This is a genomic window from Sphingomonas yabuuchiae, assembly GCF_001477495.1.
In the GTDB taxonomy this organism is placed as follows: domain Bacteria; phylum Pseudomonadota; class Alphaproteobacteria; order Sphingomonadales; family Sphingomonadaceae; genus Sphingomonas; species Sphingomonas yabuuchiae_A.
In genome coordinates this window covers 1-23,308 of record NZ_LDTF01000076.1, presented here as the reverse complement: position 1 = coordinate 23,308, position 23,308 = coordinate 1, and the positions used below count along the sequence as shown (strand labels likewise).

The following is a 23,308-nucleotide window of genomic DNA, read 5'->3' as shown; positions in this document are numbered from 1 at the left end:
CCGCCTGCGGGAGGGGAGAGGTTTGGGGCAAGCGCACGGCCAGGCAAAGCCCCCTCCCGCAGGCGGGAGGGGGTTGGGGAAGGGTTGGCGCTCGGTTTTCGTCCCCGTCCCTGGTCGCTTCCTCGGCTGCCGGGCGCCCGCTCGACTTTGCCGCGTCCGCACTGATAGATGGCGCGATGACCCTCGATCCCTCCGCGTATCCGATCGACCATGCCTTGCGCGGGGCGGGCGATGCGCCCGCGCTGCTCGACCGCGAGGGTGGGATGAGCTTTGCGGAAGCGGAGGAGGCGGTCGCGCGGCTGGCCGGATGGCTGGCGGCACAGGGCTTGGCCCCCGGCGCCCGGGTCGCGACATGGCTGCCGAAGACGCGCACCGCCGCGCTGATGCCGCTGGCCGCACCGCGTGCCGGGCTGGTCCATGTCCCGATCAATCCGCTGCTCAAGCGTGCGCAGGTCGCGCATATCCTGGCCGATAGTGGCGCGGCGATGCTGCTGACGCATGGTCCCCGCGCGGCGACGCTGGAGGATGGCGATGTGCCCGGCGGCGTGGCGGTGACGACCGAGGCCGGGCAAGGCGATGCGCTGCCCCGTTCGTCGGCGGATACGGACGCGCTGGCGGCGATCCTCTACACCTCCGGCTCGACCGGGCGGCCCAAGGGCGTGATGCTGAGCCATGCCAATCTCTGGTACGGTGCCATTTCAGTCGCGCAGTATCTGAAGCTGACGCCCGACGACCGGGTGCTGGGTGTCCTGCCTTTCAGCTTCGACTATGGCCAGAACCAGCTTTTCTCGACTTGGGTCGCCGGGGGGGCGGTCGCGCCGCTCGATTATCTGACGCCGCGCGACGTGGTGAAGGCGGTTGCACGGCACGGCGCGACGACGCTGGCGGGGGTGCCGCCGCTCTGGACGCAGTTGCTGGGCATCGACTGGCCGGAAGAGGCGATTGCCCCGATCCGGCGGCTGACCAATTCGGGCGGGGCATTGACGCCGCGACTGGTGCGGGGGCTGCGGGCGCTGTTCCCGGCGGCGGATCTCTATGCGATGTACGGCCTGACCGAGGCGTTTCGCTCTACCTATCTCGACCCCGCCCTGATCGATGCGCATCCCGATGCGATCGGCCGCGCCATTCCCTTCGCCGAGGTGATGGTGCTGCGCCCCGATGGCAGTCGGGCCGGGCCGGGCGAGCCGGGCGAGCTGGTCCATGCCGGGCCGCTGGTCGCGCAGGGCTATTGGCGCGATGCGGAGCGGACCGCGCAGCGTTTCCGCCCGACACCGGATCACGCGCGCGCCGTGTGGTCGGGGGATACGGTGGTCGAGGGGGCGGACGGTCTGCTCCGGTTCGTCGGGCGCGATGACGAGATGATCAAGGTCTCCGGCAACCGGATCAGCCCGCAGGAGGTAGAGGAAGCTGCGCTGGCGGGTGGCGAGGCGCGCGAGGCGGTGGCGTTCGGCATCGCCGACGAAACGCAGGGGCAGGCGATCGTTTTGATCCTGGCCGGTGAGCCCGCGCGGGAGGCACCCCTGCGCGCGCGGTTGAAGCGCGACCTTCCCAATTTCATGCAGCCGTCGCACATCGCCTGGGCCGACGCGCTGCCCCGCAACGCCAATGGCAAGCTCGACCGCGCCGCGCTGCGCCGGGACTGGGCCGAGAAGGGTAGAACGTCATGAAGCCGATGGGGCCGATCCCCCCCGAATTCGCCGCCCAGACCGGCGCGCTGACCATCGCCGGGCGGAGCGCCGAGGCGTGGATGGAGGGCAGGGAAGGGCCAGCCTTCGTCTATGACCCCGCCATCGTCGCTGCCCGTGTGGCGCGGTTTCGCGCGGCCTTCCCGTCGGTCGACCTTCATTACGCGATCAAGGCCAATCCCTTCGGCCCGCTGCTGGAGGCCATGGCGGCGATGGTCGACGGGTTCGACGTCGCTTCGGCGGGCGAACTGGCCAAGGTCGCGCCGCTGGGCAAGCCGGTCAGTTTCGCAGGCCCCGGCAAGCGCGATGCCGAACTGACCGCCGCGATCCGCGCGGGCGTGACGCTCAACCTGGAATCGGAGGGCGAGGCGCGGCGTGCGCTGGCCATTGCGGACGGGCTGGGCGTGCGCCCACGTCTGGCGGTCCGGGTGAACCCGGATGTCGAACTGCGTGGCTCGGGCATGAAGATGGGCGGCCGCCCTTCGCCTTTCGGCATCGACGCAGAGCGGGTGCCCGCGCTTGTCCGCGAGCTGATCGCGGCGGGGGCCGACTGGCGCGGTTTTCATATCTATGCGGGTAGCCAGGCGCTCGATCCGCAGGCGATCATCGACACGCAAGGGGCGACCATCGCGCTCGCCGCGCGGCTGGCGGATGCAGCGGGGGCATCGCCGCCGCTGGTCAATCTGGGAGGCGGGTTCGGCGTGCCCTATTTCGCGGGGGACAAGCCGCTGCCGGTGGAGATGGTCGGCACGGCGCTGGAGCAGGCACTGGCAACCCGGCCCGCCATTCTGGGCGGCAGCCATTTTGCGATCGAACTCGGCCGCTGGCTGGTTGCCGAGGCGGGCGTCTATCTGGCGCGGGTCATCGATCGCAAGGACAGCGGGGGGGAGACCTTCCTGATCCTCGACGGCGGGCTGCATCATCAATTGGCGGCCAGCGGCAATTTCGGCACCGTCGTCCGGCGCAACTATCCGTTGGCGCTGGCCCATGCGATGGGGGCCGAGCCGGTGGAGACGGTGTCGGTCGTCGGGCCGCTGTGCACCCCGCTCGACCGCTTGGGCGACCGGGTCGCGCTGCCGATGGCGCAGGTCGGCGATATCGTCGCGGTGTTTCTGGCCGGGGCCTATGGCGCCACGGCCAGCCCTTCGGCGTTTCTGGGCCATCCCCCCGCTGCCGAGGCGCTCGGCGCACCGGCATAACGCTCTGTTCACCTCTTTGATGGCATAGCGACATTGCGCAATTTGCCTTTCGTCTCCGTATCCTGGGAGGGGAGGGGTTCTGGAGTACCGTTCGCATGGCATCGTTCGCCCGCCCCCTCTTGATCGTTGGCCTTTGCGCCTCGACGCTGACCGCCTGTTCCACGGCCGGGACCAAGAGCGAGCTGCCTTCGGCCGGGTATGTCGCGCGCAAGGAACAGCCGGGCGAGGAATATGTCATCGGCCCGCTCGATACCCTGAACATCTTCGTGTGGCGCAACCCGGACCTGTCGACCAAGGTGCAGGTGCGCCCCGATGGCCGCATCACCACGCCGCTGGTCAACGACATGCCCGCCGTCGGCAAGACGCCCGCCATGTTGCAGGACGACCTGAAAAAGGCGCTGTCCGAATATGTCTCCAACCCCATCGTTTCGGTGATCGTCGAGAATTTTTCGGGTACTTATAGCCAGCAGGTGCGGATCGTCGGCGCGACCGAGCGACCCGCGTCGATCCCCTATCGCGCCAACATGACGCTGCTCGACGCGATGATCGCGGTGGGCGGGTTGAACCAGTTCGCGGCGGGCAACAAGGCCAAGCTGGTGCGGACCGACCGCGAAACCGGCAAGCAGCGCGAATATGCGCTGCAGATCAACGATCTGCTCCGCAAGGGGGATTCGACGGCGAATGTCCGGCTGGAGCCGGGCGACGTCATCATCATTCCCGAATCGATGTTCTGAGGCCGCCCGCGTGTCGAGTATTCAGGACGAGATCCGGATCGCCCTCCATGCGATATGGATACGCCGCTGGCTGGCGCTGGCGGTGGCATGGGCGGTGTGCATATTGGGGTGGCTGTTCGTTGCCCAAATTCCCAGCAAATATGAGTCCCGCGCGCGCATCGCGGTCCAGAATTCGCAGATCCTGCCCGACGGCATGTCGACCGGGCCGAACAGCCAGATGGATTCGGTCGATCGGGTCCGCCAGACGCTGATCTCGGCGATCAACCTGCAAAAGGTCGTGCGCGGCACCGACTTGGCCAACACCGTGTCGAGCGACGCCGATGTCGCGGCGCGGGTCGCGCAGCTGGCGCAGTCGATCAAGATCGAGAACCAGCAGGACACCATCTTCCAGCTGACCGTTACCCAGTCCAGCCCCAAGCTGGCGCAGCAGGTCGCCCAGAAGCTGATCGACATCTTCGTCGAATCCAATCTGCTCGGCGATCGCAACACCACCAATCAGAGCCTGACCTTCCTCGACAAGCAGCTGAACGACCGGCAGAAACAGCTCCAGATCGCCGAGGCCAAGCGCGCCCAGTATCTGAACCAGTTCGCGGGCGGCCTGCCGGGCAGCGGATCGGTCGCCGACCGCATCGGCTTGGCCCGTTCGCAAATGGCGCAGGTCGACAGCGATCTGGCGGCGGCGCAGTCGAGCTTCGCGGCGGTACAGGGCCAGCTGGCCGGCACCCCGCGCACGGTCAGCGAAGGCGGCGGCGCGGCGGTCGGCCCGGCGCGGGCACGACTGGCGACGCTTCAGGGCCAGCTCGCCGATGCGCGGGCGCGCGGCTATACCGAAAACCACCCAGACGTGATCGCGCTGCGCAACCAGCTGGCCGCCGCACAGGCCGCCGCAAAGGCCGAGCCCACCGGGGGCGCGGCGGGGGGACAGCCCAATCCGCTCTACATGTCGCTCCAGTCGATGGCGGCGGAGAAACAGTCGCAGCTCGCCAGCCTGAAGATCCGCAAGAGCCAGTTGCAGAATGATCTCGACCGGCTGAACGCCAGCCTGGCAACCGATCCCGAGGCAGCCGCCGCGCAAGGTGCGATCGACCGTGATTATCAGGTGTTGAAAGACAGTTACGACCAGTTGCTGCGTCAGCGTGAGCAGGTGGCACTGCGGGGGCAGGCCCAGAACCAGACCGACTCGATGCGGTTCAGCGTGATCGATCCGCCGACCTATCCGCGCGCGCCGAGCGCCCCCAATCGCCTGCTGCTCCTGACCGGGGTCTTCGTCGCGGGGCTGGGTCTGGGAGTGGGTTCGGCCTTTGCCCTGTCGAAGCTGCGCCAGACCTTCACGACCCCGCAATCGCTTCAACGGACGATGGGGATGCCGGTGATCGGCGCGATCGGCGAAGTCGTGACGCGTGGCCAGGCAACGGCGCGGGCGCAACGGCTGAAACTGTTCCTAGGCGGGACGGCGGCGTTGGGTGCGGCCTATGGGCTGGTCCTGGTTATCGAGCTATTGCAGCGGGGAATGGCCGCGTGAACGAAAACGTGAAATCTACCAGACCCCGCCGGGAACCGTCGCTGCTCGAACGGGCGGCGAACGTCTATGATTTCCAGTCCTATGTGCGTGTGCCCGAAGTGCGTGACGTGCCCGCCGCGCCGCCGATGGCCGAGGAACCGGAATGGACGCCGCCCGCCCGGCCGGTCGAGGTTCCGACAATCGACACCGCCTCGATCGACACCGTGCCGCCGGGCCTTATGGCGCATGACGAACCTGAGTTTTCCTATGCCGATCATCCCCCGTTCGAGCCCTCGCTGAGCGGCATCCCGGCGGAGTTCCTCGCGCAGCCGGGCGACGACGAGTTTCTGGCGACCGAATATAGTCCGGGCTTTTCCGACGTCGCGATGGTCGACCGCGCGATGCTGGCGGAAAACGGGATGATCGTGCCCGGCGCACCGATCGGCCCGCTGGCCGAAGAGTTCCGGCTGGTCAAGCGCCAGCTGATCATCACCAGCCAGCGGCTGGTCGAGGGCGGCGACGAGGACAAGGCGCGGGTCGTGCTGGTCTGCTCGGCGCGGCCGCAGGACGGCAAGACCTTCTGCTCGGTCAATCTGGCGCTGTCGCTGGCGGCGGAGCGCGATACCGAGGTGTTGCTGATCGATGCCGATGTCGCCAAGCCCGACGTGCTGGGGCGGCTGGGCCTGAGCGAGGGGCCGGGGCTGCTCGACGCGCTGGTCGATGGCAGCATCGATGTCGAATCGCTGGTGATGCGCACCGATGTGCCGCATCTGGCCGTGCTGCCCTGCGGCACGCGAACCGCCAATGACACCGAACTGCTCGCCTCGGCCCGGACCCGCGCGGTCGTGCAGCGGCTGTTGTCGGCCAATCCCCGCCGTCTGGTGATCTTCGACTCGCCGCCCGTGCTGGCGGCATCGCCCGCCTCGGTGCTGGCGATGCTGGCCGGGCAGGTGATGATGGTCGTCCGCGCGGACCGTACGCCCGAAAGCGAAGTGACCGCCGCGGTCGCGCTGCTCGATGCGTGCGACCATATCCAGCTGGTGCTGAACAGCGTCGCCTTCGTGCCGGGCAGCCGCCGGTTCGGCTATTACGGCAAATATGGCAAGGACGGCGCGCCGTGACGGTGACGCGGCCCGCCCTTGTCGGTCTGGTCTGGGTACTGGCCGCTTGGCCGAGTGTTCTTTCCGCACAGATTCAGGGCGTGCCGGTTGCCGGTGGTGCCGCATCCGCCATGCAAGGCGATGGCTCGACCGGGCCGTCCGGTGCCGATCGGGGCGACAATGGGCGCGGACCGCGTGCCGATGTGCCGCAGCGTCGCCGCGCGCAACTGACCCCCTATGTCGAGGTCGGGCAGGGCCTGGTTGCCGATCTGACACGCGGCGATGCCGTCACCTATACGACACTGGCGGCGGGCGTGAATGCGGAGGTGCAGACCGCGCGGGCGCAGGGACAGGTCAGCTATCGCTACGAACACCGCATCGGCTGGGGCGACCGGGCCGTGGGCGGGGATATCCATAGCGGGCTGGCGAGGGGATCCTATGCCGTCACGCCCGATTTGCGGCTGGAGGCCGGCGCGCTGGCGACGCGGACGCGCGCCGATATCCGCGGCGAGGCCCCCGGCGTGCTGGTCGGCAATGTCGCCAATGTCTCGCAAATCTATTCGGTCTTTGCCGGGCCTTCGCTAACCACGCGGGCGGGGCCGGTGCAGATCGGCGCGAACTACCGGCTGGGCTATACCCGTGCCGAGACGCCTGGGCTGGGTGGGGTGGCGGCCGATCAGCCCCGGCTCGACTATTTCCGTGACAGCTGGAACCATGTCGCCACCGTCAGCGCCACCGCGCGGCCGGGATCGATCGCACCGGTCGGCCTGTCCGCCAATGCCGCCTATGAACGCGACGATGCCGGGCAACTCTCGCAGCGTTACGAGGGCTGGTTCGTGCGCGGCGACGTGCTGAAGCCGATCTCGCCCTATGTCGCGCTGACCGCCGGTGTCGGTTACGAGCGGATCGAGTCGAGCCAGCGCGATCCCGAGGTCGATGCCGCCGGACGCCCGCTGGTCGACAGCCAGGGCCGCTTCATCACCAACCCCACGGGGCCGCGCCGGATCGCCTATCGCACGGACGGCGTCTATTACGATGCGGGCGTGATCTGGCGGCCCGATCGCCGCACCTCGGTCGAGGCGCATGTCGGCGAGCGTTACGGCTCGCTCAGCGTCACCGGCGTGGCGCGGTATCAGGCGGCGCGCGACATCGTGTTCCAAGCGGCGGTGTATGACGGCATCCAGACCTTTGGCCGCCAGTTGCGCAACGGGCTGTCCAACCTGCCGACCAACTTCGTCGAGACGCGCGACGCCTTTGCGCAGCAGTTCAATGGCTGCACCTTCTCGGCGGGGGGCGCGTCGCCGGGCGGGTGCCTGAACGACGCGCTGCAATCCGTGCAGACCGCCGTCTATCGCGCGCGCGGGCTGGACATGGCAGTGTCCTATCAGCGGGGACGCTCCACCCTGGGGGCGGGGGTCGGTTATACCAGCCGCCGCCTGTTCGCGCCGGACGGCGCGCCGGGCCTGATCGTCTCGGGCGTGCAGGACGACAGCTATTACGGCCAGATTTTCCTCGGCCGCGCCTTTGGCCCCAATTCGGGGCTTAACGTGAATGGCTTCGTTAACTATTACGTCTCTAGGTTGGCGGGGGCCGAGGACGTGGTATCGCTGGGGTCGACCGCCAGCTATTACCGCAACTTCGGTCGGCTCGGAACAACCGCGTCGGTAGGATTGTACCACTTCCAGGTCGGCGACCTGTCCAGTGCCCTGTCGGCACAGGCCCTGATCGCCGCACGGTATCAATTCTGACCGGCCGAAAGGCACGATGATGTACGAGACCCATTTCGGTCTGGGCGAACGCCCGTTTCAACTGACGCCGGACCCGCGTTTCTGGTTCCAGACGGCGACCCATGGCAAGGCGATGGCCTATCTGGGCTATGGCCTGGCGCAGGGTGAGGGGTTCATCGTCATCACCGGCGACGTCGGTGCGGGCAAGACCACGCTGGTCGGCCATCTGGTCGAGACGCTGGATACCAAGCGCCTGCGCGTCCTGCACATCGTATCCACCGCCGTCGAGCCGCAGGACCTGCTCCGCGTCCTGGCCGGGCAACTCGGCGTCGATGCGCAGGGTCTGACCAAGGCCGCGCTGCTCGCCGCGATCGAGCGCGCGCTGAACGGCGTCGCGCGCGAGGGGCGCCGCATCCTGCTGATCGTCGACGAGGCGCAGGCGCTGCCGCTCGCCTCGCTCGAAGAACTCCGCATGCTGTCCAACTTCCAGGCGGGCGGCCATGCGCTGCTCCAGATCCTGCTGGTCGGGCAGCCCGAATTTCGCGAGCGCCTGCTGGGCTCGGCCGCCGTCGAGCAGCTGCGCCAGCGCGTCATCGCCATCCATCATCTCGACCCGATGGAGCCGGAGGAGGTCCCCGATTACATCGCGCATCGCCTGGCGGTCGCGGGCTGGACGGGCCGTCCCGATTTCGCCGCCGACGCCTTCGACGCGCTGTACGATGCCTCGGGCGGCGTGCCGCGCCGCTTGAACGTGCTGGCGGGTCGCGTCCTGCTGCAGGCCGCGATCGAGGGTGTCGAGCTGATCGGTCGCCAGACGGTCGAGAGCGTCGCGGCCGACATGGCCGCCGATATGAGCGCAGGGTGCGAGGCCCCGATGCCGATCGTGCCGGAGCCAGAGCCCGTGGCCCCGATCTTCGGCGGCGCGGCGCGGTTGGGCGATCCGCTGTTCTCGGCGGGTACGCTTCGCACCGGGCTAGGCCTGAACAGCCATGCGACGGTCGCCCCGACGCGGGCCGATCCGATCACCCGCGTGCTGCCCGAGAGCCAGCAGGCTCCGCGCAGCACGCACCGCGTCGTTGCGCCGCCGCCCGCACCCGAGCCGGTTTCGCTGCGTCCGATGCCCGCTCCCGCCGCGCCACCGCCTGCTGCGGCGGAAGAGCCGGTGGCCACCGCCAAACCCTCGACCGATGCCGCGCTGGAAAACCGCATCGCGCAACTCGAAGCTCGGCTGGAGCAACAGGAGGCGGCACTGCGCCGCGTGCTGACCCTGCTGGTCGACTGGTCCGAGATCGACAATCGTGGCGAGGACCGTCGCGAAACCGGTGCCACGATCCGACCGGGAGCCTGGGGCCATGCCGCCTGAGGCCAAGGTAAAATCCCGGCCGCTCAATGGCATGTCGGTCGATGTCGAGGAATGGTTTCAGGTCGGCGCGTTCGAGCGTACGATCGACAAGGGCGACTGGGATCGACTGGACAGCCGGGTCGAGGCCAATACCGACGCCGTCCTCTCGCTGTTCGCCGAGACGGGCACGCGCGCGACCTTCTTCACGCTCGGCTGGGTGGCGCATCGCCATCCCGGGCTGATCCGCCGCATCGTGGCGGCGGGGCATGAAATGGCCAGCCATGGCTGGGACCATCAGCGCGTCTTCACCATGACCGCCGACCAGTTCCGTGCCGATCTGGCCCGTGCGAAGGCGGCGATCGAGGATGCGGGCGGGCAGGCCGTGACCGGCTATCGCGCGCCTAGCTTCTCGATCGATACGCGCACGCCCTGGGCGCATCCCGTACTCGCCGAGGCGGGCTATCGTTATTCCTCCAGCGTCGCGCCGCTGCGCCACGACCATTATGGCTGGGCCGAGTCGCCGCGCTATGCCTGGCGGCCGCTGGCGGATGCCGATCTGATCGAACTGCCGGTGACGGTGGCGGAGTGGGGAAACAGGCGGCTGGCGACCGGCGGTGGCTTTTTCCGAATGCTGCCCGCGAAGCTGACGGATATCGCGGTCGGGCAGGTCAATCGCGACCGGCACGGCGCGATCTTCTATTTCCACCCCTGGGAGGTCGATCCCGACCAGCCGCGCGTCGCCCATGCGCCGCTGCGCTCGCGCGTGCGGCATTACAGCCGTCTGGGCGCGATGGCAGGCAAGCTGCGCGGGCTGCTCGGCCGTCATGACTGGGGTCGGGTCGATCAGGTCGCGGCCGAGGAAGCGGCCCGGCTGGCATGAGCGCGTCCGCGCCGACGATCCGTGTTGCCGATCTGGCGAGCGAGGCGGAATGCGCACGGATCGACGCCTTTGTCGTGACACAGGCGGACGGGACGCCCTTTCACCGGACCGGCTGGCTGAAGGCGGGTGCGGCGGGTTGCGGCCAGACGGCGCATTGTCTGCTGGCCGAGGGGCAGGGCGGCGCGATCGTCGGGATGCTGCCGCTGAGCGAAATCCGCTCGCCCCTGTTCGGCGCGGCGATGGTGTCGACCGGCTTCGGCGTCGATGGCGGCGTGCTGGGCGAGGGTGTCGATGCGCTCGCCGATGCCGCCTGGGCCCTGGCGGGTGAGAAGGGCATCGAGTCGGTCGAACTGCGCGGCGGCCCGGTGCCGGACGGCTGGACGGCGGATGCGGACAGCTATCTGGGCTTCGTTCGTCCCATCGCCGGCGATGACGAGGCTGAGATGAAGGCCATCCCCCGCAAGCAGCGCGCCGAACTTCGCAAGGCGCTGGCGCAGGATCTGGAGGTCGTCACCGGCCGCGATCCCCGAATGCTTGCCGAGCATTACCGCGTCTATGCCGAGTCCGTCCGCAATCTCGGCACGCCCGTCTTCCCGGCCAGGCTGTTTCGCGAGGCGGTGGCGCGACTCGACGCCGATGTGCTGACCGTGCGCCATGAAGGGCGGGCGGTGGCGAGCGTGCTCAACCTCTATCATGGCGGCACCGTCTATCCCTATTGGGGCGGGGGGACGAAGGCGGCGCGGGGGCTGCGCGCCAACGACCTGATGTATTTTGCGCTGATGCGCCACGCGCGGCAGCGCGGCTGCCACAGCTTCGATTTCGGCCGGTCGAAGGTCGGGACGGGGGCGGCGGCGTTCAAGAAGAATTGGGGGTTCGGGGGGCGGCCGCTGGTTTATGCCAGCCGCAGCGTCCACGGCCCCCGTGCGATCAATCCGCTCAACCCCAAATATGCGCTGATGATCGCGGTGTGGAAGCGTCTGCCGGTTCGTGTCGCGCAGATCGTCGGGCCGCCGATCGCGCGGGGGCTGGGTTGAGGGACCTGCTGTTCCTCGCGCACCGCGCGCCCTTTCCGCCCGATCGCGGCGACAAGATCCGCAGCTACCATGTGCTGCGCCATCTGGCCCGCAACTGGCGTGTCCATCTCTGCGCCTTTGCCGAGCAGGCCGGGGAAGAGGAACTCCCGTTCGAGCTTCGCGGCGATCTCGCCAGCCATCACATCCTGCGCCGGACCAAACCGATGCCGGTGGCGGCGGTGCAGGCGCTGGCGACGGGGAAGGCCATCTCGCTGACCGCCTTTGCGCATCCCGGCATGACGCGCGCGGTGGCGGACGTACGCGCGCGACACCCCATCGCCGCGACCTATATCTTTTCCGGTCAGATGGCCCAGTATGGCGGGACCGAGCCGACGATCATGGACATGGTCGATGTCGACTCGGCCAAATTCGCGAGCCTAGCGGCGACGGCCAGACCCGGGATGCGGCGTGTCCTGAGGCGCGAGGGCCGTCTGCTGGGGCGCTATGAACGCCGTGTCGCACAATCCGTCGCCGCGACCCTGTTCGTCAGCGAGGCGGAAGCGGCGCTGTTCCGTTCCGGCGGGGGGCAGGGGAATGTCCTGGCGGTCGAGAACGGCATCGACGCCACCCATTATGACCCCGCCACGATCGATCCCGGTGCGTCAGACGGCCCGCTGATCGTCTTCACCGGGCAGATGGACTATCGTCCCAATATCGACGCCGTGACGCGCTTTGCCGAGCATATCCTGCCGCAGGTCCGCAAGGCCTGCCCGGCGGCGCGTTTCGCCATTGTCGGCCGCGCGCCGACCCCGGCGGTGCGGCGGCTGGCGAGCGAGGCGGTGATCGTGACAGGCGAAGTGCCCGACACCCGCGTCTGGCTGGCTCGCGCTGCCGTGTGCGTCGCTCCGCTCGATCTGGCGCGCGGGATCCAGAACAAGTTGCTGGAGGCGATGGCCATGGCCCGGCCGATCGTCGCGTCCGTGGCGGCGGCGGAAGGGATCGACCATGGCGGCACGATCGCGGTGGCGGGCGACGATCGCGCTTTTGCCGAGCGTGTCGTCGCCGCGCTGAACGGCCCCGCCGACAATCCGGCGGCGCGCGCGCAGGTGCTGGCGCGCTATGACTGGACGGCCCGATTGCAGCCGCTCGACCGATTGTTGGGGGCCATGGCCGCGTGACCGCCGGGGATATGGCTGAAGCGGGTGAACGGGCGAGGCCGGGGCGCTGGACCTATCCCCTCGCGCTGCTGGCCGGGACGGCGCTGGCCCTGTTGCTGCTGTTCCGGGCCGATGTCGCGCATCTGGTCGATATCTGGTGGACCAGCACGACCTATGGCCATTGCCTGTTTATCGGGCCGGTCGTCGGCTGGTTGATCTGGCAGCGGCGCGCCGAGTTGATGCAACTGACCCCGACCGCCTGGTGGCCGGGGCTGTTCTCGGTGGCGGGCGGCGGGCTGCTCTGGCTGCTCGGCGAGTCCGCGACCGTCGCGCTGGTCCGCCAGCTGGGGCTGGTCGCGATGCTGGAGGGCACGGTCCTGACCCTGCTCGGCCCGATGGTGGCGCGGGGGATGCTGTTCCCGCTCGCCTATGCCTGGTTCCTGGTGCCGTTCGGCGCGGAACTGGAAAAGCCGCTTCAGCAGATCACCGTCTCGATCGTGATGCCGCTGCTCGACTGGAGTGGTATCCCCGCCTCGGCCGACGGCGTACTGATCCATGCCGGGCGCTATTGGTTCGAGGTGGCGGAGGCCTGTTCGGGGTCGAAATTCGTCCTGGCCATGGTCGCCTTCGCCGCGTTGGTCGCCAATCTGTGCTTTCGTTCGCCTTGGCGGCGGGCGGTCTTCATGATCGTGTCGCTGGTCGTGCCGGTGCTGGCCAATGGCGTTCGCGCCTGGGGGACGATCTTCGCCGCCGACAAGACCTCGATCGAGGTGGCGGGGGGCGTCGATCATATCGTGTTCGGCTGGGTGTTCTTCGCGATCGTCATGGCAGCGGTGCTGGCGATCGGGTGGAGGTTCTTCGACCGTTCCCCCGACGACCCCGCCTTCGATCCGGCGCGGCTGTCGGCCATGCCCCGCCGCCGCATCGACCCGCTGCTCGCGGCGTTTCTGGCGGTGGCGATTGCGGCGGTCTTTCCGAGCTGGAGCGGTTTCGCCGGATCGCGCGCGGCGGTGCTGCCCGCTGGCATGACCTTGCCGGATGTACCCGGCTGGACCCCGGTGCAGCAGGTGACGCCGTGGAGCCCCCATTATCCCGGCGCCGATGCGGTGCTGTTGCGCAGTTACCGCGACGGGCAGGGGCATCAGGTCGATCTGGCGGTCGGCGTCTTCTCCCGCCAGCGCGAGGGCGGCAAGCTGGGCGCGTTCGGGACGGGCGCGCTGCACGAGGATGATCGCTGGATCCGCGTCGCCGATCTGGGCCGGATCGCGGGCGGCGACGCCATGCGGCTGACCATGACGGGGCCGATCGGCCAGCCGGTCGAGCGCGACGTTGCGACATGGTACCGGATCGGCGATACGCTGACCCCGGATATGCGGCGCGTGAAACTGGAAACGATGAAGGCCCGTCTGCTGGGACAGCGCCAGACGGCGGTGGCGATACATGTGTCGAGCGAGGGCGACGACCCGCGCGCGATCCAGGCGTTCGTCCGCGCTCTGGGGCCGATCAATGGCTTTGCCGACCGCCTGACGGGGCAGCGCTGACCCCATGTGCGGTATCGCCGGTCTTTTCCATCCCGCCACGCCCAAGCCGGTCGATCCCGCCCGGTTGCGGGCGATGATCGGCGCGCAGGCGCATCGTGGACCGGACGGGCAGGGGATATGGACCGCGCCCGGCGTCGGCTTCGCCCATGCCCGTCTGTCGATCATCGACGTGGCGGGCTCGCCCCAGCCGATGGTCGATGGCGAGGTCGCGGTCTGCTTCAACGGCGAAATCTATAATTACCGCGAGTTGCGCGAGGAACTTCGGGCCAAGGGTGCGGTGTTCCACACCGATGGCGATACCGAGGTGCTCGTCCATGGCTGGCGGCACTGGGGGCCATCGATGCTCCACCGGCTGGTCGGCATGTTCGCCTTTGCCGTGCATGATGCCAAGGCGGGGGCGCTGTTCCTGGCGCGCGACCGGCTGGGGGTGAAGCCGCTCCACTGGGCCGAACTGCCCGATGGCGCGGTCGCCTTCGCCTCGGAGATGAAGGGGGTGCTGGCGCATCCGCTGTTCCGCCGCCGCCCCGATATCCGCGCGATCGAGGATTATCTGGCCTTTGGCTATGTGCCCGACGATGCCAGTATCGTGGCCGGTATCCACAAGCTGCCCGCCGGGCATTTCCTGCTGATCGAGCGCGGACGCGCCATCCCCGCGCCACGCCAATGGTGGGACGTCGACTTCTCCAACCGCGAAGGCGGGTCGGCTGCGCAACTAGGCGAAGGACTGCTGGCCCGGATGCGCGAGGGCGTGGTCAGCCGCATGGTCGCCGATGTGCCGCTGGGCGCGTTCCTGTCGGGCGGCGTCGACAGCTCGGGCGTGGTCGCGCTGATGGCGGAGGCGTCCCCGCGTGCGGTCCGCACCTGCACCATCGGCTTCGACGAGGCGAGCCTGGACGAGCGCAGCCATGCCTGCATCATCGCCCAGCGCTTCGCCACCGACCATGCAGAGCGGGTCGTCCAGCCTGACGATTTCGCGCTGATCGACACGCTGGTCGCGCAATTCGACGAGCCCTTTGCCGATGCCTCGGCACTGGCGACCTATCGGCTGTGTCAGATGGCGCGGCAGCATGTCACCGTTGCGCTGGCGGGGGACGGCGCGGACGAGATGCTGATGGGCTATCGCCGCCATATCTTCCATGCGGGCGAGGAGCGGGTGCGCGGCCTGTTCCCGGCGGAGTTTCGCCGCAGCGTGTTCGGGACGCTGGGCCGCCTCTATCCCAAGGTCGACTGGGCACCGCGCCCCCTGCGCGCCAAAACCACGCTACAGGCGCTGGGGATGGACAGCGCGGAGGCCTATGCACGTGCGGTCGGCGTGACGGGGCCGGAGGTCCGCGCGCGGTTGTTCTCCGCCGAGGCGAAGACGGCGCTTGGCGGGCACCGGGCGGAGGATCGCTATATCGCCGCGATGCGCGACGCGCCCGCGCGCGATGCGATGGACCGGGTGCAATATGCCGATATGAAGATCTGGCTGCCCGGCGATATCCTGACCAAGACCGATCGCATGTCGATGGCGGTCGGGCTGGAAGCGCGCGAGCCGTTGCTCGATCACCGGCTGGTCGAATATGCCGCGCGCCTGCCCGTCTCGATGCGCTTGCGGGGCGGGCAGGGCAAATGGCTGATGAAGAAGGTGCTGGAGCCTTATCTGCCGCGCGACATCCTCTACCGGCCTAAAATGGGGTTCGTGACGCCGATCAGCGCGTGGTTCCGGGGCGCGCTGGCGGATGAGGCGGCGCGGCTGGAGAAATCGGGGCTGTTGCGGGAAACCGGCTGGTTCGACCTGACCGAAGTCGGTCGACTGGCGGCCGACCACCGTAGCGGACGGGCCGAGCATGGCCGGACGCTGTGGCAGATGCTGATGCTGGAGCGTAGCCTGGCGCGGCTGTTCGCTTAAAGGGGGCACCCCTCCCTGAAGAGGAGGGGCCCATCGTCTGCCCCTTACATCGTCCAGATCAGCACATTTCCCACCAGCACCACCGCCATCACCAGCATCAACACACCCTTGCGCCGATCCCCACGCCGGATCGTGACGGCACCGCCCGCCACGCAGGCAAAGGCGGCGATCATCGCCAGCGCCGGCGCGGCATTCGCGATGCCCTTCATCAGCCCGCCAGCACCCGCGCATAGGCCGCGCGGTCGACATTGCCCCCCGACAGCAGGACCAGCATCCCGTCCGCCGCCGTGACCTTGCCCGTCAGCAGCGCGGCCAGCGCCACCGCACCGCCCGGCTCGACGACCAGCCGCAGCCGCTCCGCCGCGAAACGTTGTGCCGCTGCCACCTCCAACTCGCTGACGGCCACGCCTTCAGCGCCCCGCCGAGCCAGCACCTCGAAGGTCAGCGGCGACACGCGTGTCGTCTGGAGCGAGTCGCACGCGGTCGGCGGCGGGTTGTCGCCGACCGGCTCGATCCACCCGGCCTCCAGCGAGCGCCGCATATCGTCCCAGCCCTCGGGCTCGACCACCGTGATCCGCGCCTCGGGCAGGGCCAGCGTCAGCCCCGCCGCCAGCCCGCCGCCACCACAGGGCGATACGACATGGGCAGGTGCGGGCAGACCCAGTGCGGCCATCTGCGCGGCCGCCTCGATGCCCGCCGAGCCCTGTCCCTCGATCACCCAGGGATCGTCGAAGCTTGGCACCAGTGTCGCGCCGCGCGCCTCGGCCAGTCGACGGGCGATCTTCTCGCGGCTTTCCGTCGCGCGGTCGTAATCGACGATCTCCGCACCCAGTGCGAGCGTGCCTTCGCGCTTCGACGCGGGCGCGTCGGCGGGCATCACGATCGTCGCCGCGATTCCCAGCCGCCGCGCGGCCCAGGCGATTCCCTGCGCATGGTTTCCCGACGAGAAGGCGACGACGCCGCGTGCCCGCGAATTCGCGTCCAACGCGGTTAACCGATGCCATGCGCCGCGCAGCTTGAACGCGCCGACGGGCTGCAGGTTTTCTGCCTTGAAAACTACCGTCTTCCCTTTGATCATAAAGGGAAATATCGGTGACGGGGGCAGGATGCGGGCGATCTTCTCTGCGGCGTCGCGGACCCCTGCTTTTGTCGGCTGTCTTAAGATTGTCACTTTTTATCTCCGACGGGCTTTCTACCGCTTTACATTCGAAAACGCCGACCCTATTTCGCGCCTCCGCTGCCCCATGGGACTTCCAACCGCAAGGCAGCTTTTTGTCACCGTATGCCGTCAGGCAATTGGAGGTCCCTTGAGTTGCACCAGAATCATCGCGCGCTGGGGCTAGCTGCCCACTCGACCGCCGTCCCCTCCAATCTGGAGCGCGGCATCGACATCGCCAAGCGTCGTCCGGCTGATCCGGTCACGCTGCTTCGCCCGCATGCTGCTGCGCGCGCCGCCCGATTCTTCGTCGAGAAGTTTCCGGGTCGGCCGATGTATGCGGTTAAGGCGAATCCGTCTGCGGATCTGATCCAGATCCTGTGGGACAATGGCATCACCCATTTCGACACCGCCTCGATCGCGGAAGTTCGTCTGGTGAAGTCGGTCGCGCCGCAGGCCGTTTGCTGCTTCATGCATCCGGTGAAGTCGGAAGAGGCGATTGCCGAGGCCTATTTCACGCACGGCGTCCGCACCTATTCGCTCGACAGCATGGAAGAGCTGGAGAAGATCGTCCGCGCCACGGGCGGCGCGACCGACCTGACCCTGTGTGTCCGCATGCGCGTGTCGTCCGAATATGCCAAGCTGAGCCTGGGATCGAAGTTCGGCGTCAGCCTGGAAGAGTCGAAGGACCTGCTGATCGCGACCCGCCAGGTCGCCGATGCGCTGGGCATCTGCTTCCATGTCGGCAGCCAGACCATGACCCCCGACGCCTATTCGGCGGCGATGGAGCGGGTGCGTGCAGCGATCGTCGCGGCGGCGGTCACCGTCGACGTGATCGACGTGGGCGGCGGTTTCCCCTCGGCCTATCCGGGCATGACCCCGCCGCCGCTGGAGCGATTCTTCGAGACGATCCACCGCGCGTTCGAGAGCCTGCCGGTGTCTTATTCGGCCGAACTCTGGGCCGAGCCGGGCCGGGCGCTGTGCGCGGAATATTCGTCGGTCGTGGTGCGCGTCGAGCGTCGTCGCGGCAACGAGCTGTACATCAACGATGGCGCGTACGGCGCGCTGTTCGATGCGGCGCATATCGGCTGGAAATATCCGGTCCAGCTGCTGCGCGAGCCGAGCTCCGATGCCCGCGACATGGACTTCAGCTTCTGGGGCCCGACCTGCGACGACCTCGATTTCATGCAGGGTCCGTTCCCGCTGCCCGCGGACACGAACACCGGCGATTATTTCGAGATCGGCATGCTGGGCGCTTACGGCCAAGCCATGCGCACCCAGTTCAACGGCTTCACCTGTCACGAATTCGTCGTGACCGATGACGAGCCGATGTTCTCGGTCTATCGCGACGAGGTCGAGCAGGCCCGTCCGGCGAACGTCGTCAAGCTGTAACCCGGCGACTCTAGCACCTCCTTTATCCCCTTCCGCTTCGGCGGGAGGGGATTGGGGTGGCATTGCGGTTTCGACCGCGATAAGGCCCCTTCGCATACCGGCACTGCCCCCGCGCAGGACCGGGCCAGCCGGGTTACCGCGTCCCCAATAACGACGACGGCTTCTCGATGATGATGGAACCATCATGACCGACACGATCAACGACAACCGTAAGGCCGAGCTGCTCTCCAGCGTGGTCGAGCATATCGACATCACCTCGTTCGACGCCCGCCCGATCATCGACTCGATGGGCAAGATGAGCTTCACCAGCCGCGACCTGGCGCGCGCGACCGGCATCTACAACCAGATGCTGGCCGACAAGGACTGCTCGATCTTCCTGGTGATCGCGGGTTCGACCTCGGCGGGCGGCTGCATGGACCTCTATGCCGAGCTGCTGCGCTCGAACATGATCGACGGCATCGTCGCCACCGGCGCGTCGATCGTCGACATGGATTTCTTCGAGGGCCTGGGCCACAAGCATTATCAGGCGCTGGAGATTCCCGACGATAACACGCTGCGTTCGCTGTACATCGACCGCATCTACGACACCTATATCGACGAAGAGCAGCTGCAGGACTGCGACCACACGATCGGCAAGATCGCGGACTCGCTGGAGCCGAAGCCCTATTCGAGCCGCGCCTTCATCCGCGAGATGGGCAAGTATCTCGTCGAGCATGGCAAGAAGGACAACAGCCTCGTCAAGCTCGCCTATGAGCATGACGTGCCGATCTTCTGCCCGGCCTTCGTCGATTCGTCGGCTGGCTTCGGTCTGGTGAAGCATCAGGTCGAGCGCGCCAAAGAAGGCAAGCCGTACATGGTGCTCGACGCCATTGCAGACTTCCGCGAACTGACCGACATCAAGATCAAGGCGGGCACCACCGGCCTTCTGATGATCGGCGGCGGCGTGCCGAAGAATTTCATTCAGGATACGGTTGTTTGCGCCGAAATCCTGGGCCATGAAGACGTCGAAATGCACAAGTACGCCGTGCAGATCACGGTGGCCGATGTTCGTGACGGTGCCTGCTCGTCCTCGACGCTTAAGGAAGCGGCGAGCTGGGGCAAGGTCGATACCGCGCTCGAGCAGATGGTGTTTGCGGAAGCAGGTTCGGTCATGCCGCTGCTCGCCTCGGACGCCTATCATCGCGGCCACTGGCGTGAGCGCGTGAAGCGTCGTTGGGGAGCGATTTTCGACTAATGCTGGAATTTCTTGAACGCGAACAGCTGGCCTATGTGATCATCGGCATCGTTCTGGTTGCCGGGTTGGCGTTCGCGATCCCGTACAGCCGTCGGCGCAAGCGCGAAAAGCTGCGCAGGCGGGGGATCAAGAAATACGGTCATTGAGACGAGATTGAGACAGGGGGCGGAGGCGAAAGCTTTCCGCCCCTTTTTCCATGCGGTCTTTTCACTTGATCGGCGCGTACGGCCCCGGCACCCTCTTGTCCGTGTAGCGCTATCAGGCGCGAAGGATGAGGGGATGCCAATGATCGACCGACGCTCTCTGATCGGTGCCATGGCCACCGTGCCACTGGCCAGCCGGGTGGCGGCCCAGGCTGCTCCCGCCGCACCGGCCCAAGCGGTGCCCGCCATGACGCCCTGGCCCCCCGCCGAGCATTTCCCGCTCTGGCCCGGTCGGCCACCCAGCGCGCGTGCGACCCTGCCCAAGCCCAATCCGTCGATGAACGGTCCGGCCGGGCGGCAGGAATTGTGGTTGCGCGGCACGGCCAGTCCGATCGTCGCGGTCTTCCGTCCCGAACGTCCCGATGGCCGTGCCGTCCTGACCATTCCCGGCGGCGGCTATGGGTTCGTGTCGATCCAGAATGAGGGGATCGACGTCGCCAAAACGCTGAACCCGCATGGGATCACCGTCTTCGCGCTCTCCTATCGCCTGCCGTCCGAGGGATGGGACGATCAGGCGAACGTACCGCTCCAGGATGCGCAGCGGGCGATGCGGCTGATCCGCGCCAATGCCGCGCGCTATGGCATCGATGCTGCCAAGCTGGGCATCGTCGGCTTTTCGGCGGGCGGGCATCTCGCCGCGTCGCTGACCGTGGGCTATGACGACAAGGTCTATAACCCGGTCGACGCTGCCGACCGGCAATCGGCCAAACCGCGCTTCTCGGGTCTGGTCTATCCGGTGGCGAGCCTGTCAACGCCCAACACCCATCCGGGTTCGCGCGACAATCTGCTCGGCCCCAATCCGGACCCTGCGACCAAGGCGCGTTACGATACGCCGCGCCGGATCAATGCGAGCACCCCGCCGCTGTTCCTGGTCCATGCGGTCGATGATGGCCTCGTCCCGCTCGATCAGTCGATCGACGTGTTGACCCAGGCGCGGGCGGCCAGGGTGCCGGTCGAGGCGCATTTCTTCGAAAAGGGCGGCCATGGCTTCGGCGCGATGAGTGCTCCGGAAGGCGCGCCCGCCCGGCTCTGGCCGGACCTGTTCGACCGCTGGATCACACAGACCCTGAGGTCCTGAACCGGTGCGGGGTGCGGAGCGAGTGACGGATGCGCCAAAGCCCGCTAAGGACCCCGCCCATGTTGCGCATCGCTCGCTGGGCCCTGAAGGCCGTGCTCGCCTTTGTGATCGTCAGTGTCGTCTGGGTCGGCATCTACCGCTTCGTGCCGCCGCCGATCACCTTCACCATGTTGGGGGACGTGATCGGCGGGCATGGCGTGACCAAGGATTGGATGCCGCTGTCCGAGATGGACCCGGATATGGCGCGCGCCGCGATCGCGGGCGAGGATGCGCGCTTCTGCTCGCATAACGGCTTCGACTTCAAGGCGATGGCGAGCGCGGCCTATCGTAATGCCAAGGGCGGTCGCATCCGCGGCGGCTCGACGATCAGCCAGCAGACCGCCAAGAACGCCTTCCTGTTCCAGAATGGCGGCTATATCCGCAAGGCGTTCGAGGCGTGGTTCACCTTCCTGATCGAGACGCTGTGGGGCAAGCGGCGGATCATGGAAGTGTATCTCAACATCGCCGAGACGGGCATCGGGACATATGGCGCCAATGCCGGGGCGATGCGCTATTTCGGGCATGACGCCTCGCATCTCTCGCCGACCGAGGCGGCGCGGATCGCCGCCGTCCTGCCGCTGCCGAAGAAGCGTGCGGCGGTGGCGCCGACCGGTTTCGTGCGCAAGCACGGCAATGTGATCGCGCGTTATGTGGGCGTGGTGCGGCGGCAGGGGCTGGATAGCTGTATCTCGTAAGTGCGGGTCTCGGTGAGACTCCTTTCCCTCCCCCATCCCCTCCCGCTTGCGGGAGGGGCGCGCTGGTGGACAGGGCGGGTCTAACAACGCCATGATTGGTACTTAACACTAGCCCGGAACACGCCCCTCCCGCAGGCGGGAGGGGATGGGGGAGGGCCGTTGCCCGACGTCATGACCCCACGATAAGCCGCCTCGCAAAAGCCACGATCCCAAAGCACCTTCGGTCCACCTCGGAGGAGCTTATGAATGAGCGCAGCGATCGGCCTCGTGATGCTCCTGCAGGCGGCACCATCGGCCATGTCCTTGCCGCGCATTACCCCGCGAACGGACTGCCTGTCCGACCAAGCCGAGGTCGTCGTCTGCGGGCGTCGCGACGCCGGCGAACATTATCGCATACCCCCGTCCGTCCGGGAAAAGCGGTGGGAGGCGGACGGCGCGGGGGGCGGGCTCAGCGGCACGCAAATCCTGGGAGGCGCAGGTCCTTGCGGGATGTTCGCGGGCCAGAGGCGCTGTTCCCATGTCGAGGGACGCGAAGCCGGTTATGGTGGCGGACGCGACCCTCTGACCTTTGGGACAAGGGTTTTGAAACGGCTGATCGACCCTGACGCCGAGATCGATCCACCGGCGTCGCTACCGGCTGGGCCCAAATCGCCCGGCCGGTAGCGGATCGCCTTACTTGGCGTCGCCGGAAATCGCGTCGCCCGCCTTCTTGGCGGTGTCGCCGACACTCTTGGCGGCAGAGGTCACGGCCGCGTCGCGGCGATTTTCCGCGCCGCCCCGGCTGAAGAGATAGAAGCCGCCGACCAGCACGGCGATCAGCAGGACGATGGCGATTGCCATGCCGCCGCCGCCGCTACGGCGCTCGATCACCGTCGTGTGCGGCTGTTGATTGCCATAGGTCTCGGTAACGCGTTCGTCGGCCATGACATTCCCTCCTGTTTTTGATGGAGGAAGCAACGCCATGGCCGCCATGTCGTTCCCGAAACGAACGAGACCGGATCAGAAGGGCAGCTTGAAGCCCGGCGGCAGCGGGAGGCCGCTGGTCATCTTGGACATTTCGCTGCCCGACGCCGCATCGGCCTTGGTCCGCGCGTCGTTGATGGCGGCGGCCAGCAGGTCCTCCAGCATCCCCTTTTCCGACGGCTGCATCAGCGAGTCGTCGATGGTGATGCCGATAATGCGGCCCTTGGCCGACGCCTTCACCTTGACCAGGCCGCCGCCGGAAACGCCCTCGACCTCGATATTGTCGAGATTGGCCTGCGCCTTTTCCAGCTCGTTCTGGACGTTCTGGGCCATCGCCAGGATTTCGTCGAGATTCTTCACATCATGCTCCGTTCACACTGCGTTTGCCGGGCCATTCCATCAATTCGGCCTCGGGGAAAGCCTCTCGCGCGGCGCGGACCATGTCCGATTCCCACGCGGCGGTCTTGATCGCTTCCTCGGCCGCCACTTGCTGCTCGTGCAGGGTCGGCTGGCCGGGAACGTCCTCCAGCGTGACGCGCCAGTTCTGGCCCGTCGCCGTCTTCAGCGCTGCGATCAACTCGCTCAGCGTATCGGCCGCGATCGGGCGCGATCCGCTGAACACCACCTCCGGGGGCGCATAACGCACGAGACGGGCACCGTGCCGCATCCGCGCCGCCAGCGCCAGCTGCCCCATATCGTCCAGCCGGTCGATCATCGCGACGAAGCTGTCGGGCAGCTTGGGCGGTTCTGGCTCGGCGGGCGGCGCGGATGCGGCACG

At 67.7% G+C, this 23,308-nt stretch carries 21 protein-coding genes and 1 pseudogene; 17 read left to right on the top strand and 5 right to left on the bottom strand.

The genetic code is table 11. From position 1 onward, the window contains the following. Positions 1–176 precede the first annotated feature (176 nt). The 12 genes from NS355_RS13375 (at position 177) to NS355_RS13320 (ending at position 15,770) form a co-directional block, all read left to right on the top strand. Positions 177–1,667: an acyl-CoA ligase (AMP-forming), exosortase A system-associated gene (locus tag NS355_RS13375; RefSeq protein WP_058746167.1), complete on the top strand. Its 1,491-nt coding sequence runs from the start codon at positions 177–179 to the stop codon at positions 1,665–1,667. Next, entirely contained in the window at positions 1,664–2,884 is a 1,221-nt protein-coding gene (locus tag NS355_RS13370; RefSeq protein WP_058746166.1) for a pyridoxal-dependent decarboxylase, exosortase A system-associated, read from the top strand. The genes NS355_RS13375 and NS355_RS13370 overlap by 4 nt, the downstream gene beginning before the upstream one ends. A gap of 95 nt (positions 2,885–2,979) precedes the next feature. Continuing rightward, complete coding sequence (locus NS355_RS13365; protein ID WP_058746165.1) at positions 2,980–3,618, top strand: XrtA/PEP-CTERM system exopolysaccharide export protein; 639 nt, start codon at positions 2,980–2,982, stop codon at positions 3,616–3,618. A gap of 10 nt (positions 3,619–3,628) precedes the next feature. After that, positions 3,629–5,140 (top strand): XrtA system polysaccharide chain length determinant, encoded by a 1,512-nt coding sequence (locus NS355_RS13360; protein WP_058746164.1) that lies wholly within the window; start codon positions 3,629–3,631, stop codon positions 5,138–5,140. Positions 5,141–5,148: 8 nt separating this feature from the next. Further along, positions 5,149–6,240, top strand: a complete 1,092-nt coding sequence (locus tag NS355_RS13355) for an AAA family ATPase (protein ID WP_058746169.1) — start codon at positions 5,149–5,151, stop codon at positions 6,238–6,240. Continuing rightward, the gene (locus NS355_RS13350) at positions 6,237–7,967 is read left to right on the top strand and encodes a hypothetical protein (protein WP_244489680.1); all 1,731 of its coding nucleotides are present in this window, start codon (positions 6,237–6,239) and stop codon (positions 7,965–7,967) included. The genes NS355_RS13355 and NS355_RS13350 overlap by 4 nt, the downstream gene beginning before the upstream one ends. Positions 7,968–7,986: 19 nt before the next feature. Beyond that, a complete protein-coding gene (locus NS355_RS13345; protein ID WP_084787936.1) occupies positions 7,987–9,309 on the top strand; it encodes an ExeA family protein in 1,323 nt (440 codons plus the stop codon). Further along, entirely contained in the window at positions 9,299–10,168 is an 870-nt protein-coding gene (locus NS355_RS13340) for an XrtA system polysaccharide deacetylase (protein ID WP_058746162.1), read from the top strand. Before NS355_RS13345 ends, NS355_RS13340 begins: the two co-directional genes overlap by 11 nt. Continuing rightward, on the top strand, positions 10,165–11,202 hold the full coding sequence (locus tag NS355_RS13335) for a FemAB family XrtA/PEP-CTERM system-associated protein (RefSeq protein ID WP_058746161.1): 1,038 nt from the start codon (positions 10,165–10,167) through the stop codon (positions 11,200–11,202). Before NS355_RS13340 ends, NS355_RS13335 begins: the two co-directional genes overlap by 4 nt. Next, the gene (locus NS355_RS13330; RefSeq protein WP_058746160.1) at positions 11,199–12,359 is read left to right on the top strand and encodes a TIGR03087 family PEP-CTERM/XrtA system glycosyltransferase; all 1,161 of its coding nucleotides are present in this window, start codon (positions 11,199–11,201) and stop codon (positions 12,357–12,359) included. Before NS355_RS13335 ends, NS355_RS13330 begins: the two co-directional genes overlap by 4 nt. After that, a complete protein-coding gene (gene xrtA / locus NS355_RS13325; protein WP_244489679.1) occupies positions 12,356–13,879 on the top strand; it encodes an exosortase A in 1,524 nt (507 codons plus the stop codon). Before NS355_RS13330 ends, xrtA begins: the two co-directional genes overlap by 4 nt. 4 nt (positions 13,880–13,883) lie before the next feature. After that, complete coding sequence (locus NS355_RS13320) at positions 13,884–15,770, top strand: XrtA/PEP-CTERM system amidotransferase (protein ID WP_058746158.1); 1,887 nt, start codon at positions 13,884–13,886, stop codon at positions 15,768–15,770. Between the two features lie 44 nt (positions 15,771–15,814). Here the strand turns inward: NS355_RS13320 and NS355_RS19055 are convergent, their stop codons facing one another. Continuing rightward, a complete protein-coding gene (locus NS355_RS19055) occupies positions 15,815–15,979 on the bottom strand; it encodes a hypothetical protein (RefSeq protein ID WP_167345459.1) in 165 nt (54 codons plus the stop codon). After that, positions 15,979–16,848 carry a threonine ammonia-lyase gene (locus NS355_RS13315; protein ID WP_058746157.1) on the bottom strand — a complete coding sequence of 290 codons (870 nt, stop codon included), beginning with the start codon at positions 16,846–16,848 and terminating at the stop codon, positions 15,979–15,981. The genes NS355_RS19055 and NS355_RS13315 overlap by 1 nt, the downstream gene beginning before the upstream one ends. A gap of 234 nt (positions 16,849–17,082) precedes the next feature. On the opposite strand from NS355_RS13315, the gene NS355_RS13310 reads away from it, so the two are divergent. The 5 genes from NS355_RS13310 (at position 17,083) to mtgA (ending at position 21,567) form a co-directional block, all read left to right on the top strand. Then, a complete protein-coding gene (locus NS355_RS13310; RefSeq protein WP_084787935.1) occupies positions 17,083–18,318 on the top strand; it encodes a decarboxylase in 1,236 nt (411 codons plus the stop codon). A 184-nt stretch (positions 18,319–18,502) separates the two neighbouring features. Continuing rightward, the gene (locus tag NS355_RS13305) at positions 18,503–19,552 is read left to right on the top strand and encodes a 1,9-bis(guanidino)-5-aza-nonane synthase (RefSeq protein ID WP_058746156.1); all 1,050 of its coding nucleotides are present in this window, start codon (positions 18,503–18,505) and stop codon (positions 19,550–19,552) included. Continuing rightward, positions 19,552–19,698, top strand: a complete 147-nt coding sequence (locus NS355_RS19050; protein WP_167345458.1) for a hypothetical protein — start codon at positions 19,552–19,554, stop codon at positions 19,696–19,698. Before NS355_RS13305 ends, NS355_RS19050 begins: the two co-directional genes overlap by 1 nt. A gap of 139 nt (positions 19,699–19,837) precedes the next feature. After that, positions 19,838–20,833 carry an alpha/beta hydrolase gene (locus NS355_RS13300; RefSeq protein WP_058746155.1) on the top strand — a complete coding sequence of 332 codons (996 nt, stop codon included), beginning with the start codon at positions 19,838–19,840 and terminating at the stop codon, positions 20,831–20,833. Positions 20,834–20,892: 59 nt separating this feature from the next. Beyond that, positions 20,893–21,567 carry a monofunctional biosynthetic peptidoglycan transglycosylase gene (mtgA, locus tag NS355_RS13295; protein WP_058746154.1) on the top strand — a complete coding sequence of 225 codons (675 nt, stop codon included), beginning with the start codon at positions 20,893–20,895 and terminating at the stop codon, positions 21,565–21,567. Positions 21,568–22,239: 672 nt separating this feature from the next. Here the strand turns inward: mtgA and NS355_RS13285 are convergent. The 3 genes and pseudogenes from NS355_RS13285 to NS355_RS13275 all read right to left on the bottom strand — a co-directional run. After that, positions 22,240–22,491 (bottom strand): hypothetical protein, encoded by a 252-nt coding sequence (locus tag NS355_RS13285; RefSeq protein ID WP_058718318.1) that lies wholly within the window; start codon positions 22,489–22,491, stop codon positions 22,240–22,242. 75 nt (positions 22,492–22,566) lie between these two features. Beyond that, entirely contained in the window at positions 22,567–22,890 is a 324-nt protein-coding gene (locus NS355_RS13280; protein WP_058718319.1) for a YbaB/EbfC family nucleoid-associated protein, read from the bottom strand. Between the two features lies 1 nt (position 22,891). Then, positions 22,892–23,308: pseudogene (locus NS355_RS13275) on the bottom strand (DNA polymerase III subunit gamma/tau); the annotation flags it as partial.